Raw genomic sequence first — 12614 nt, forward strand, 5'->3', positions numbered from 1 at the left:
GTCCTTTCTAACAATTAACGCCCTTGACAGGCAAGCCTGTAAGGGCTATTGCAGAAAAATCCCCCGAAAACTTCTTGGTTTTCGGGGGATTTTCCTGTTTGTTAAAAAAGGCAGGCACATGTCCTGCCTTTTTTGTCGCGCAATGCGCTCCTTTTCATATGCGAACGAGGTTCGCAATTTTCCATTCTCATTTTTCCATTTTCTTCACTCTCTGCTCTCCAATCTCAACTCTGTATGCGGATAATAGTGAGCCAGTATTTCTGTGTAATCGCTTCCCTGCTCCGCCATATATTTAGCACCATACTGCGACAGACCAACACCATGTCCGTATCCGATGGTGTGAAACGTAATACTGTCCTCAGTGGTTGTGATGGTGAAATTCGTGGACTGCAGGCCGAACAGCGCCCGCACTGCGGTTCCCTCGACGGTCACGCCACCGAGCTTCACGGTTTTCACGCCGCCAGCCGCCGAGCGCACCGAGGACGCAAACCAGCGGTCGGGCTTGCCGCTCACATCCGCTTTGGGCAGAGTCTGCGCGACCTTTTCGCGGAACGCATCCGCCGTTAGTGTCACCGCGCTCTCGTATCCGGCGTACTGCGTGCCGCCCGGACTGACCACGCTCTGCAGATACGGAATATCCTCGCCCCAGACATCGGCGGCAGACTCGGTCTTCGGACCGCTAACGCAGTGGAACACGGCCGCAATCGGTGCACCGTCGCAGGTCAGGATCTGCCCTGCCGTGTCCTTGACCGCCTTGCGTATCCGCGAATAGCCGACACTGAACGTCTTGACCGCGTCCGGCTGGTATGCCGCACAATGGCTGTAATCGTCGCAGACGTCCGCATCCAGATGCTCTGCCGGCCGTCCTCTCGACTGCTTATACACCGCGTACGTCCGCGCTGCGACCGCCTGTGCGCGAATGGCTTCAACCGGAAAATCGTCCGCAATCTCTGCCGCCGTCACGCCTTCCACATAGGTCTCCAGCGGCATTTCCTGTGCCTTTCCGTTCACCAGAACCGTGATGTCCGAACCGCCTGTCGCTGCCGCTGTGGCGCTTTCTGAGGGTGTCTGCGGCTCTGTCTTGTCCGTTTCCGCTGGGTAAAATACCGGCAGCAAATACAGCACCAGCACCAGCCCGACACCGGTCAGCAGCAGTCTGTGCATGGTATCTCCTCCTTCCCTCTCTACCACAATGTATGATGCGAATTTTAGGAATATAACACAAAATATAGTTTTTCATTGACAACTCATACTTTATGTTGTATTATAAGGGACATAAAGAATCGAACATTTGTTCGTATATCGTAAGGAGGGGCCGCCATGAAATTGTGTGAGATGGCGCAGGAATACCGTGTAAATGTCGCTCTGCTGGAGCTGCGTATCAAGCAGCTTCAGGCGGCGCAGAAGCGTACGCGTCAGCCGGAGGTGCGCTACCGGCTCAAGCAGCGCGCAAAATTCCTGCAGACGCTGATCAACGAGAGCCGTCAGACCGTATTCCTGATGGAGCACTACCACGACCACAGCGAAGAAGGTGACGCGCATGCGGACTGTCGCGCTGTCTGAGCACACAGCGACACGGCTGGCCTACCGACAGTATCTCGGTCTGCTCGCGGAGGACGACCGCGGCTTCCGGCAGGCATTCCGCACGGCCTTCTTCCGGGCCATGCGCGAGCAGCTGACACCGCGGCAGTACGAGGTGCTGCGGATGATCGAGGTGGAGGGATTATCCTGCAAGCAGTGCGCCGAACGGCTCGGGATCAGTCCATCGGCGGTATCGCGGCACTGCTCCCGCGGCAAAAAGCGGCTGCGGACGCTGCTTGCGTACAATCTGGAGCTGAGACATCAGTATTTTTCTTAGCTGCAAGCGAAAACCGGCACATACAGAGTTTTTTCTCCTTATGTGCCGGTTTTGTTTGTTTGATTGCCGAATCGAGATCGAACACTTGCGAAGCAAACGGAATCCTGCCTGCAAGGCGCGATTTTTCTTCAGAATTCGACCGAAAGCGTGGTTTTGATCGAGAGGCGGCTCGAAAAACGTTAGTTTTTCGACAGCTTCAAAAAAGAGCGGTCTCCCGACCGCTCTTTTTCATTCCGAAGCATCAGCATGCGCCCTTTTCCGAGCAGAATTTGACTTCTTTGCCCTCAAGAATCATATTTGTGGTACGCACGGCGCACATTTTACCACACATCGAGCAAGTATGACGCTCGGTCGGCGGAACCTGATTATAGAAGCGCTCGGCCTTTTCCGGGTCGAGTGCCAGCGCGAACTGCGCGGGCCAGTCCAGCTTATGACGCGCGTCCGCCATTGCGTTATCGCGGTCACGTGCACCGGGCAAACCGAGTGCGATATCGGCGGCATGGGCCGCGATCTTGCTGGCAACGATGCCCTCGCGCACGTCATTTTCATCCGGCAGGCGCAGGTGCTCCGCCGGTGTAACGTAGCACAGGAAGTTCGCGCCGGCCTGTGCGGCGATGGCGCCGCCGATGGCCGAGGTGATATGGTCGTAACCCGGTGCAATGTCGGTAACGAGCGGCCCGAGGACATAGAAAGGCGCTCCATGGCAAAGGCGCTTTTCCATCTGCATATTGGCCGCAATCTCGTTCATCGCCATATGGCCGGGGCCCTCGATCATAACCTGCACGTCCTTCGCCCACGCACGCTGTGCAAGATTGCCCAGCTCGATCAGCTCGCTGATCTGACCCGCGTCGGACGCATCATCAATGCAGCCCGGACGCAGTGCGTCACCCAGCGAAATGGTAACGTCGTAGCGGCGGAGAATGTCCAGCACCTCGTCGTAATACTCGAAGAACGGATTCTCATTGCCGGTCATCTTCATCCACGCGAACAGCAGCGAGCCGCCGCGGGAGACGATATTCATTTTGCGGCCCTCACGCATAAAGGCTTCGACCGCACGGCGATTGATACCCGCATGAATGGTCATGAAGTCCACACCCTCCTTGGCGTGCGCCTCAACAACCTTGAGGAAATCCTGTGCGGTGATCTCGAGCAGGTCCTTTTCCAGATACCCGATCGCGTCGTACATCGGCACGGTGCCGATCATCGCCGGCGACATGTCGATCAGCTGCTTGCGGAAGGTGTTGGTCTTGCCGTAGTTGGACAGGTCCATGATGGACTCCGCGCCCATGTCAACGGCCATGCGCACCTTGCGCAGCTCCATCTCGTAGTCCTTGCAGTCACCCGAAATGCCGAGATTGACATTGATCTTTACGCGGGTGCCGTCGCCGACCGCCTCTGCGGACAGGCTTTTGTGATTGATGTTCGCCGGAATCGCAATCGTACCCTTTGCGACTCGTTCCATGATGAACTCGACCGGACGGTTTTCCTTTTTGGCGACCGTTTCGATCTCCGGCGTGACGATACCGCGCTTTGCGGCATCCATCTGCGTTGCATAATTTCTCATGGCTTACTGATACTCCTTCGGAATAAAATTTATTGCTTCCGGAGTGCGGTTTTCATATAAATCTGCAGTGGCATGCGGTGCGCTCTGTCCTCAGCAGATTGCCGCACTTCGGCGGCTGACAAGCCTTGTTCTAAGGGGGACTCCGTCCCCCTTAGATACCGAACAAGTTTCCAGGGAAACTTGTCCGGATATCCCTCTCTCGTTTGCACAGCAAACAAGGCCGCGCCGCGGCGGCGCGGGCAATGGTAAGAAAGTCAGGTACACGCCCCGACTTTCTTAGGGAATTTTATGCGGCACACTGCGGTGCGCCTGTTCTGCTTGTTTTGCCTTCGGCAAAATACAGCAGAAATGTATTAAACGTATAAGTAATCTGCCATAACCGGCTGTAAACCGTGATCGCAGATCGCCTGATATACCTCATCGACCGAGCGGCCGTCCGAAATCTCGAACTGCTCATCGCCCTTATCCTCGCCGGAGTGACCGCCGATACCGACGTCTACACCTGCGGAAATCTTGGTGGCGGCGATGCCGATGATATTATCGCGGAAGCCCGCCCGCTCGCGGGTCGAGATAGTGATGGACGCGAACGGCATGAAGATGCGGTAGGCGCAGACGACCTGCAGCAGCTGCGGCTCGTGTACGTCCTTCGGATTAATCTTATCGTTATTGATGATCGGGCGCAGGCGCGGACACGAGAAAGCAATCTCTGCGTGCGGATACTTGCGCTGCAGCAGATACGCGTGCAGACCGGTCGCAAACGCATCCTTGCGGAAGTCGGACAGACCGAGCAGCGCCGCAAAGCCGACACCGCGCATGCCGCCCATCAGTGCACGCTCCTGTGCGTTCAGGCGGTACGGGAAAATGCGCTTGTGACCGCCGAGGTGCAGGGTTTTGTACTTCTGGTCGTCATAGGTCTCCTGAAATACGGTAACGTAGTCCACACCGCACTCATGCAGATAAGCGTACTCATCCACGTTGAGCGGATAAATCTCGATGCCGATGACACGGAAATACTTGCGCGCCAGCTTAACGGCCTCACCGATGTAGGATACCGGCGACATGGCACGGCTCTCACCGGTCAGAATGAGGATTTCCTGCAGACCGGTCTCCGCGATGGCCTTCAGCTCCTGTTCGATCTCGTCTATATCCAGCTTGGCACGGCGAATCTTGTTGTGACAGTTGAAACCGCAGTAAATGCAGTAATTTTCGCAGTAATTGGCGATGTACAGCGGGGTGAACATCTGCACCGAGTTGCCGAAATGCTTGCGCGTTTCGGCCTGTGCGCGCTGCGCCATCTGCTCAAGGAACGGCAGCGCCGCGGGAGACAGCAGTGCGCCGAAGTCCTCCGGCGAGAGAACGTCCTTGCGAAGCGCACGCAATACGTCAGCCGCCGTATAGGCATCCGCGTCATAGGCGTTCATGCGGGAAATGACCTCGTCCTGCACCTCGGAGCCGATGTTGTCCATACCCGGCTGGTACTCCATGTGATTGGTTTGTTCAGTGATATATTTTGCGGAGATGATCTCCGTTTTTTCGTTTTCCATGACAAATACCTTTCTGTTTTCGCGCAAAGCGCGCATTTAATCGAAAATTGCGGCGCAATTTTCATAAAAACGCGGGGCGTGTACCTGCGTTTTTATACAAGGAAGAAAATTTGTGTGCCGTGTAACGACGCGCAAATTTTCTTGCCGGATATGTCCGGGCTTTGCCCGGCATATCCTTTTTCGATTGAAAGCGTGGTTTCAATCGAGAACTTTAATCCTGCAGGAAACCGGTCAGCGGAGAGGATGCCGACGCCGTCTCACGGACGCGGCCCAGACCGGCAAGGTACGCCGTGCGGCCTGCCTCAATCGCCTGCTTGAACGCCTCAGCCATCGCCGGAATATCGCCTGCGGTGGCAATCGCGGTGTTTGCCATGATGGCTGCCGCACCCATTTCCATTGCCTCGCAAGCCTGCGACGGACGGCCGATGCCTGCGTCTACAATGATCGGCAGGTCGATTTCGTCGATCAGGATTTTGATGAACTCGCGGGTGGCAAGACCCTTGTTCGTGCCGATGGGAGCCGCCAGCGGCATGATGGAGGCCGCGCCCGCGTTGACCAGATCACGCGCAACGTTCAGATCGGGATACATATACGGCATGACAACAAAGCCTTCGTTTGCGAGAATCTCGGTCGCGCGGATGGTCTCCTGATTATCCGGCAGCAGGTACTTGCTGTCGCGCATGATTTCGATCTTGACGAAATCGCCGCAGCCGCACGCACGCGACAGGCGCGCAATACGAACCGCCTCGTCGGCATTGCGGGCACCCGAGGTGTTCGGCAGCAGCGTTACGCCCTCTGGGATATAGTCGAGGATGTTAGCCGTGCCGCCCTCATTTGCTCGGCGCAGTGCCAGCGTGATGATCTGTGCGCCTGCATTCTGCACAGCAGCGTTGATCAGGTCGAGCGAATACTTGCCGGAACCAAGGATAAAGCGGGACTGAAACTCGTGTCCGCCGATTACAAGCGTATCTTTCATGTGAAAAACTCCTTTTTCTTGACCCATTTAAGGGAAACGTATAAACTGATAGTATAAATAAGAAAGGGGAACGTAAAAGTGAAAAAGTTTATCGAAGAATTCAAAGCCTTCGCGCTGCGCGGCAACGTGATGGACATGGCGATCGGTGTTATCATCGGCGGTGCGTTCACCAGCATCGTGACTTCACTGACCGATAACCTCATTAACCCGATTCTCGGCCTGTTCGGCGGCACCGATTTAAGCGGTTTCGTGCTGAACCTCGGCGGTGTGGAGCTGCGCTACGGTGCATTCATCACCTCGATCATCAACTTTTTGATCATGGCGTTCGTTCTGTTCTGCCTGCTCAAAGCGGTCAATAAGCTGACTGCGCTCGGCAAAAAGCCGGAAGCACCCGCAGAGCCGACCACCAAGGTCTGCCCGTTCTGCTGCAGCGAGATTCCGATCAAAGCTGTCAAGTGTGCACATTGCGGTTCCGATCAGCCGAAAGAATAATGGAGAGCGGAGAATGAAAGCTGCGGCTTCTGTTCTCCGTTTTCTATTTACGGCTCCGTTTCTCCGATGAGCAGGCGCAGCACCATCGTGCCTTCATGTGCCGAGCAGACCGCTACGCGCGGCGCCATCAGGCCGAGACCGTCGGCTACATCGCTTGTACCGTCGCCGCAGAGATACACATGGCCGAAGCGTTTTTCGGTCTTGATCAGGTTCGCTGAACCGTAGCCTGCCATGCCGCTGCCCGACACGACCGGCTTTTCCGGCAGTCTGGTAAGCAGATTCTCGAGCAGCATGGCCTTCTGGTCCGGCTTGTCGAACGCCTCTACGACCACATCACAGCCGGAGAACAGCCGCTCTACGTTGGACGGAACGACCCGCTCGGTGTAGGTCTCGTAAGTGAGATAGGGATTGATGGCCTCAAGCTGCTCAACAAGCGCGAGCGTTTTCGGAATGCCGAGGTCTTTCATCGTGTAATGCTGACGGTTAAGGTTGGTGATGTCCACCACATCGAAATCCACAAGGATGAGATGACCGACACCCAGCCGCGCCAGAAAGATCGCAAGGTTGGAGCCAAGCCCGCCCAGACCTGCAATGCCGACACACGCCTTGTCCAGCTTAGCCTGAATATCCGCGCCGTGGCGTTCCACCAGTGCGTCATGCAGTTGTTCTTTGGTTAAAATCATGGGAATTCTCCTGTAATCACGCGCAGCGTGCATTTAATCGGAAATTGCATTGCAATTTCTATGAAAACCGGGAGCATGTATCTCGGTTTTCATACCAGTAAAAAATGTGTGTGCCGCTCGCGGCGCGCAAATTTCTTTGGGACATATCCGCGTTTTACGCAGTATGTCCCCTCTCGATTGAAACTGTAGTTTCAATCGAAGAATATCAGCCGCCGCCCACAAAGCATACGACTTCCAGATGGTCGGCATCGGTCAGCTTCTCTTCCGCGAACTGCGCGCGCGGAATGATGGTGCCGTTCTTCTCGACAGCCACACGCTGCGGGTCGTGACCCAACTCCTTCAGCAGTGCCAGTACGGTTCCTTCTGCGGGAACAGCGCGTTCGTTACCGTTTACTTTCATGCAAATATCCTCTTTTCCGCAAGAAAAAAATGCTCCGGTCTCACCATGCGGTAAAACCGGAGCATTAAAATTTCAAGTGTATGCGACAGCTTCCCTACGATGGTGCTAACCAACAGGTTCAAAAGGTTAGGCTCTCGCCCTCTCAGCCGCTCATCACGGCACCCTTGCTTGCAAATACAGTATGCACCTCATTCTCCCACTTGTCAAGCACATTTTTTTCGGATATAATGCAGTTATACGATGCAAACATTCGTTCGGGAGGAGATGATGACCGATGGACAGAACCATTCTGCACTGCGACTGCAACTCGTTTTTCGCGAGTGTGGAAACGCTGCTCGACCCGTCGCTCGCCGACGGACCGACCGCCGTCTGCGGTGATCCGGAGAGCCGCCACGGCATCATTCTCGCCAAGAACGAGAAGGCCAAAGCCTTCGGCGTACAAACCGCCGAGACCATCTGGCAGGCGAAACGAAAATGCCCGGATTTACGGCTGGTAGCACCGCACCGGAGCGAATATGTGAAGTTTTCGCGCAAGTGCAACGAGCTGTACCTGCAGTACACCGATCTTGTCGATCCGTTCGGCATTGACGAATCCTTCCTCGATGTCACCGGCTCGATGCACCTGTTCGGCTCCGGCGAGCATATCGCGGACGAGCTGCGCCGCCGCATGCGCGAGGAGGTCGGGCTGACCATTTCGGTCGGCGTATCGTTCAACCGCGCGTTCGCCAAACTCGGCAGCGATTACAAAAAGCCGGACGGCACGACGGTCTTTTCGCGCGGAAATTTCAAGCAGCGCGTGTGGTCCTTGCCCGCGAACACGCTCCTGTATGTCGGCAAACGCGCCAGCGACCGGCTGAACCAACTGGGCGTACGCACGATCGGCGAGCTTGCCGCCTGCGATCCGGCGTTTATCCACAGCATTCTGGGCAAAAACGGCGATCTTCTGCTGCGTTACGCCAGAGGCGAGGACGATGAGCCTGTGCGCTCATTTTACGCGGAACGAGAAGTCAAATCGGTCGGCAACAGCATGACGTTCGCGCACAATCTGCTCGGCGCGGACGAATGCCGCATGGGCATCACGGCGCTGTGCGACAATGTCGGCAGACGTTTGCGAAAGCGCGGCATGGTGTGCCAGACCGTGCAGCTCGGCATCCGCGACCCGGAATTTCACAACCGCTCGCGGCAGGTAACGCTTGAGCGGCCGACCAACTCCACGCGGACGCTCATCGACCTGTCCATGCAGCTGCTGCTCGGGCACTGGCCGATGGACAAGCCGGTGCGCCTGCTCTCGGTCACGGCAGCCAATCTGCTGCCGGAAAATCAGTCGTGCGAGCAGCTTTCGCTGTTTGACGCCGCCGAGGATATCCAGAAGCGCGACCGTCAGCATAAGCTTGACCAGACGGTTGACGCGCTGCGGCAGAAATTCGGTGATAAATCAGTCGTGTTCGCGCATTCGGTGAAGAAAAAGGATAAAACGGATAAAAAATGAGGACATATCTGCCGGATATGTCCTCATTTTTGCGTTACTGCGTCAGCCGGAAGGATACCGCCCAGCTGCCGTCCATCAGGTCGCTTGCGGTGTAGATATCACCGGTAAGTGTACAGCCGGCAACATCCTCGTATGCCATCGGGAAAACGTACTCTGTGTAATCAATATCATTGTCAAAATCCTTGTAGGATACCGCGTATTCGCACATCAGTTCCGTGCCGTCCGCAAGGTGCAAGGTCGAAAAATCTGCGTGATTATCCAGCGTCAGCGAACCATCTGTGCGATAATGCAAATGCAGTTCTCCATTTTGCCATCCGGCAGCAATCAGTGCGCATACCCCATTCTCACTCTGCCACAAAGTGCCCTGCGAAACAAGAAAATCATAGTCGTGCATGGTTTCGTACAGCGAGATATCCGACGCACTCAGACCGTTGATATCGTGATTCTCGGTCGGTGCATTCTGCGTCACTGCGGACAAATCCGCCGTTACCGGAACATCTTCCTGCTCTACTTTTCCAATCAGCAGCTTGTTAAACGAAAACTTGAACGCGCCTGCCGGAACATCTCCTCCCAAATCGTCAATTTGAAGAAAATATGTTGCCGTGCGGGCACTTGGATCGTAGTCAACCGTCGAGCAGCCGCAGGACAGCGGTGCAGTTCTGCCCAAGCGCGGATAATCCAAATGCCAGCTGTCGTACATATCCGGCGCGGCATCGCCGAACACGCTGCCCGTGGTGTCGGTCAGCGACAAATAAACCTTTGCTGTGCTGCCTTCCACGTCCGCCGAAACGACCTCCAGCTTGACGCCCCGGTCCTCGCAGACCTGCCCGACCGGCTGCAGGTACTCTGCCATGCCGGGCGCGATTTGGTACAGCACCCGCAGAACCGCCTCCTGATTGGCAGCTACGGCGGTGCTCACGCAGGCCAGTGCCGCCGCAACCGCAAGGATGATCTTGAGCGGTTTTCGCGCTCTGTGCGGCCTGCCGCTCTCCATTTTGGCGATCGTCTGCTGCACCAGTGTGTCGCTCGGCGTGATATTCTCATTCATGTCGCGGTACTGCTTGTGAAAATCCATCGTCCAGTTCTCCTTTCATCAATTCGCGCAGCTGTGCCCGTGCGCGCGTCAGCCGTGTGCGTATCGTGGACGGTTTTTCCCCGCTCATGCGCGCAATCTCCTCTGCGGTGTAGCCCTCGCAGTAGAATAAATGCACTGCCGTGCGGTACTTGGGCGTCAGCCGCCGCAGGGCTTCATCCAGTACGCTGTCCTCCGGCTCAGGAAACGGAATGCGGTCATCGAGCGGTGTGTCGTGCCGCCGCCATGCCATGCGCCAGTGGCTTTTCAGGCAATTGAGCGTCACCCGCAGCAGCCATGCCTTTTCGTGCTCCACACTGTCGAAAACCGGTCGTTTACGCACGGTCTGGAGAAAGACCTCCTGAAAAATATCGTCCGCATCGTGACGGCTGCGCGTCTGTGCATACGCCAATCGGTATACCATGTCGCCGTAGACGCTGACGAGTTGTTCGGGTGTTTTTGCGGTCATGCTCCATCCTCCTTTCACCGGTAATACGAAATAAAAACCCGAAGTGCTACAAATTTTCGCAGAAATTTATCGCACTTCGGGTTGCATTTATTTTGTCCAGGCTTGCTTGAGCAGCTTTGCCGCCTCGTCAATCTGCTGTTCGGTCAGACCGGCATAGCCGAGCACGAGTGTTGCTCGCGGTGGCTTGACCGGCGGCGTATAGTACGCCGAAAGCGGGTAAACACGCACACCGACCGCCTTTGCGCGCTCAATAAGTTCGTGCTCGAGCATGCCGTTGCGCATGTGCAGCAGCAGGTGCAGGCCGGCTTCCGAGCGCGAGACCTCATGCGGCAGGTCGGCCAGCTCGCGGTCAAGCGCAGCCATGAGCGCGTCGCGGCGTGCCTGATAGACCTTGCGGCTGCGGCTGATGTGCCGCTCAAAGCCGCCGGTGTGCATGAAGGCCGCCAACGTGTACTGGTCAAAGCTCGGCACAGTAGACGAGTACCGCGAAAACCGTTCGCGATAGCGCGCCATCAGCGCATTCGGCAGCACCAGATAGCCGATGCGCAGTCCGGGGGCAAGGCTTTTCGCAAAGGTGTTGACGTACACGACGCGTCCGGTCCGATCCAGCTCGCCTAACGCCGGAATCGGGCGGGAGGCATAGCGGAATTCGCTATCGTAGTCATCCTCGATGATGTAGCGGTCGGGCGCTTCCGACGCCCAGCGGAGAATTTCCAGTCGGCGGGCAGCCGTCATAACCGTGCCCAGCGGGAAATGGTGCGACGGCGTAAGGTATACCACCGATGCGTCGCTCGCGGTCAGCGCGTCAGCACGCAGACCGTGCTTGTCCAGCGGTGTCGGACGCACGGTCACACCGTTCGCTGCGAAAATCTGGTACAGCTTGCGGTAGCCGGGGTTCTCGAGCGCGTACACGCGGTCGCGGCCGAGCAGCTGAATGACAAGATGCATCAGATACTCCGAGCCTGCGCCGATGAGGATGTTGTCCGGCGAGACGTTGATGCCGCGGAAGTCGTGCAGGTATCGCACGATCTCCTCTCGAAGTTCCGCCGCGCCGCATGGGTCGGTCGCACGGAGCAGCGCACTCGAGTATTCGCTCAGCACACTGCGCGACAGCCGCGCCCATGTGGAGAACGGAAAGCAACCGTTATCGACAAAATCCGTGCGAAAATCGTAAGGATAGGTCTCCTCAGAGGCGGAAATCGGCGGCAAAGGCGGTGTGGATGGCTCCTGTGGCTCGGAAACCGGCACAGCAAGCTGCTCCTGCACAAAGTAGCCGCGCCGTGGCGCAGAGGCGATGTAGCCTTCGGCGGCAAGCTGGCCGTAGGCGGTTTCCACGGTAATCTGGCTGACGCGCAGATTGGCCGCCAGCTTGCGTTTGCTCGGCAGGCGCGTGCCGCCGGGCAAGGCGCCGGACATGATGTCCGCGCGGACAGCGTGGTAGAGCTGCTCATAGAGCGGCTGTTGATCGTGCGGTTTAAGGTGGTAAGTCAGCATGGTCGGAGGCTCCTTTCTTTGCGTCTTTTGCAAAATCTGTGCTGATTTTATGAGTTATCGCTTGCAAGCGAACGAAATCTGCGCTGACGCCGCGCGGGCGCACAAGAGGGTAGACACCAAGGTTTCTACCCTCTTGTGAATCACCCGTTTCCTGTCATAGTCTGGCGCAGACCAGAGACCGGCGACCGCTGCGAAAATAGGGGTACGACAGTCGGGTTACGCTTGCGTTTGTTTCGTAAAATATTTGCAGTTCCCGGATAGCTTACTGCTACACAGACCGGCTACTTCCAGCAGGCGCGACATACCCGTGTCGCGCAATTCGTTAGCGTGTTATCACAGACGGCACCTACGAAGATAAATGTTACCAAGTGTCTATATTCGCAGGTGCTGTCTACAATCTCCAGACTAACGATTCGTGCGGCACTGTTATGCCGCACCCAGCGTAGAGTCGCCGATCTGTGTAGCAGTCAGAAAACAGCTTGAGCATCTGCGGTTGAGAAATGGGCGGCCATTGGCCTCCCCTACGGAAGATGAACAGTACGGCCGTTCCCCCATAGTCTCAGCTCTGCAAAT

At 56.5% G+C, this 12614-nt stretch carries 13 protein-coding genes and 1 riboswitch; of the genes, 4 read left to right on the forward strand and 9 right to left on the reverse strand.

The features are described from left to right. Nucleotides 1-204: 204 nt before the first annotated feature. Nucleotides 205-1164 carry a stage II sporulation protein D gene (spoIID, locus tag PGS25_RS04145; RefSeq protein WP_270417798.1) on the reverse strand — a complete coding sequence of 320 codons (960 nt, stop codon included), beginning with the start codon at nt 1162-1164 and terminating at the stop codon, nt 205-207. Between the two features lie 156 nt (nt 1165-1320). Between spoIID and PGS25_RS04150 the strand changes: the two genes are divergently transcribed. Together PGS25_RS04150 and PGS25_RS04155 are read left to right on the forward strand one after the other, a co-directional pair. After that, complete coding sequence (locus tag PGS25_RS04150; protein WP_118359956.1) at nt 1321-1563, forward strand: hypothetical protein; 243 nt, start codon at nt 1321-1323, stop codon at nt 1561-1563. Further along, the gene (locus tag PGS25_RS04155) at nt 1541-1858 is read left to right on the forward strand and encodes an RNA polymerase sigma factor (protein WP_270417799.1); all 318 of its coding nucleotides are present in this window, start codon (nt 1541-1543) and stop codon (nt 1856-1858) included. Before PGS25_RS04150 ends, PGS25_RS04155 begins: the two co-directional genes overlap by 23 nt. A gap of 241 nt (nt 1859-2099) precedes the next feature. On the opposite strand, the gene thiC is transcribed toward PGS25_RS04155, so the two are convergent. From thiC to PGS25_RS04170, 3 genes are all read right to left on the reverse strand, one after another. Further along, nucleotides 2100-3422, reverse strand: a complete 1323-nt coding sequence (gene thiC / locus PGS25_RS04160; RefSeq protein ID WP_118760816.1) for a phosphomethylpyrimidine synthase ThiC — start codon at nt 3420-3422, stop codon at nt 2100-2102. A gap of 353 nt (nt 3423-3775) precedes the next feature. Next, nucleotides 3776-4966 carry a 2-iminoacetate synthase ThiH gene (thiH, locus tag PGS25_RS04165; protein ID WP_442861201.1) on the reverse strand — a complete coding sequence of 397 codons (1191 nt, stop codon included), beginning with the start codon at nt 4964-4966 and terminating at the stop codon, nt 3776-3778. A gap of 211 nt (nt 4967-5177) precedes the next feature. Continuing rightward, a complete protein-coding gene (locus tag PGS25_RS04170) occupies nt 5178-5942 on the reverse strand; it encodes a thiazole synthase (protein ID WP_116704713.1) in 765 nt (254 codons plus the stop codon). 78 nt (nt 5943-6020) lie between these two features. Here PGS25_RS04170 and mscL point away from each other — a divergent pair, with 78 nt between their 5' ends. Then, the gene (gene mscL, locus PGS25_RS04175; protein WP_188886527.1) at nt 6021-6434 is read left to right on the forward strand and encodes a large conductance mechanosensitive channel protein MscL; all 414 of its coding nucleotides are present in this window, start codon (nt 6021-6023) and stop codon (nt 6432-6434) included. 47 nt (nt 6435-6481) lie between these two features. On the opposite strand, the gene thiF is transcribed toward mscL, so the two are convergent. Both thiF and thiS read right to left on the reverse strand, forming a co-directional pair. Continuing rightward, nucleotides 6482-7117, reverse strand: coding sequence for a sulfur carrier protein ThiS adenylyltransferase ThiF (gene thiF / locus PGS25_RS04180; RefSeq protein ID WP_117751049.1), 636 nt, complete (start codon nt 7115-7117; stop codon nt 6482-6484). 205 nt (nt 7118-7322) lie between these two features. After that, complete coding sequence (gene thiS, locus PGS25_RS04185) at nt 7323-7517, reverse strand: sulfur carrier protein ThiS (protein WP_199720411.1); 195 nt, start codon at nt 7515-7517, stop codon at nt 7323-7325. A 73-nt stretch (nt 7518-7590) separates the two neighbouring features. Further along, a riboswitch (TPP riboswitch) is annotated at nt 7591-7693 on the reverse strand. Nucleotides 7694-7791: 98 nt separating this feature from the next. Between thiS and dinB the strand changes: the two genes are divergently transcribed. Continuing rightward, nucleotides 7792-9006, forward strand: a complete 1215-nt coding sequence (gene dinB, locus PGS25_RS04190; protein ID WP_270417800.1) for a DNA polymerase IV — start codon at nt 7792-7794, stop codon at nt 9004-9006. Nucleotides 9007-9040: 34 nt separating this feature from the next. Here dinB and PGS25_RS04195 read toward each other — a convergent pair whose 3' ends face one another. From PGS25_RS04195 to pdxR, 3 genes are all read right to left on the reverse strand, one after another. After that, entirely contained in the window at nt 9041-10081 is a 1041-nt protein-coding gene (locus PGS25_RS04195) for a hypothetical protein (RefSeq protein ID WP_270417801.1), read from the reverse strand. Further along, complete coding sequence (locus tag PGS25_RS04200) at nt 10047-10547, reverse strand: RNA polymerase sigma factor (protein ID WP_270417802.1); 501 nt, start codon at nt 10545-10547, stop codon at nt 10047-10049. Before PGS25_RS04200 ends, PGS25_RS04195 begins: the two co-directional genes overlap by 35 nt. Nucleotides 10548-10634: 87 nt before the next feature. After that, the gene (gene pdxR / locus PGS25_RS04205; RefSeq protein WP_270417803.1) at nt 10635-12041 is read right to left on the reverse strand and encodes a MocR-like pyridoxine biosynthesis transcription factor PdxR; all 1407 of its coding nucleotides are present in this window, start codon (nt 12039-12041) and stop codon (nt 10635-10637) included. Between the last annotated feature and the right edge of the window lie 573 nt (nt 12042-12614).

Origin of the sequence: Butyricicoccus sp. AM78-15b2TA (genome assembly GCF_027665985.1) — a bacterium.
GTDB classification, from domain to species: Bacteria; Bacillota; Clostridia; order Oscillospirales; family Butyricicoccaceae; genus Agathobaculum; species Agathobaculum butyriciproducens.

Bases quoted from the DNA above. Each gene is read 5' to 3' on its own strand.
- spoIID (WP_270417798.1), bottom strand. From the start codon at position 1,164: ATGCACAGACTGCTGCTGACCGGTGTCGGGCTGGTGCTGGTGCTGTAT.
- PGS25_RS04150 (WP_118359956.1), top strand. From the start codon at position 1,321: ATGAAATTGTGTGAGATGGCGCAGGAATACCGTGTAAATGTCGCTCTG.
- PGS25_RS04155 (WP_270417799.1), top strand. From the start codon at position 1,541: ATGCGGACTGTCGCGCTGTCTGAGCACACAGCGACACGGCTGGCCTAC.
- thiC (WP_118760816.1), bottom strand. From the start codon at position 3,422: ATGAGAAATTATGCAACGCAGATGGATGCCGCAAAGCGCGGTATCGTC.
- thiH (WP_442861201.1), bottom strand. From the start codon at position 4,966: ATGGAAAACGAAAAAACGGAGATCATCTCCGCAAAATATATCACTGAA.
- PGS25_RS04170 (WP_116704713.1), bottom strand. From the start codon at position 5,942: ATGAAAGATACGCTTGTAATCGGCGGACACGAGTTTCAGTCCCGCTTT.
- thiF (WP_117751049.1), bottom strand. From the start codon at position 7,117: ATGATTTTAACCAAAGAACAACTGCATGACGCACTGGTGGAACGCCAC.
- thiS (WP_199720411.1), bottom strand. From the start codon at position 7,517: ATGAAAGTAAACGGTAACGAACGCGCTGTTCCCGCAGAAGGAACCGTA.
- dinB (WP_270417800.1), top strand. From the start codon at position 7,792: ATGGACAGAACCATTCTGCACTGCGACTGCAACTCGTTTTTCGCGAGT.
- PGS25_RS04195 (WP_270417801.1), bottom strand. From the start codon at position 10,081: ATGGATTTTCACAAGCAGTACCGCGACATGAATGAGAATATCACGCCG.
- PGS25_RS04200 (WP_270417802.1), bottom strand. From the start codon at position 10,547: ATGACCGCAAAAACACCCGAACAACTCGTCAGCGTCTACGGCGACATG.
- pdxR (WP_270417803.1), bottom strand. From the start codon at position 12,041: ATGCTGACTTACCACCTTAAACCGCACGATCAACAGCCGCTCTATGAG.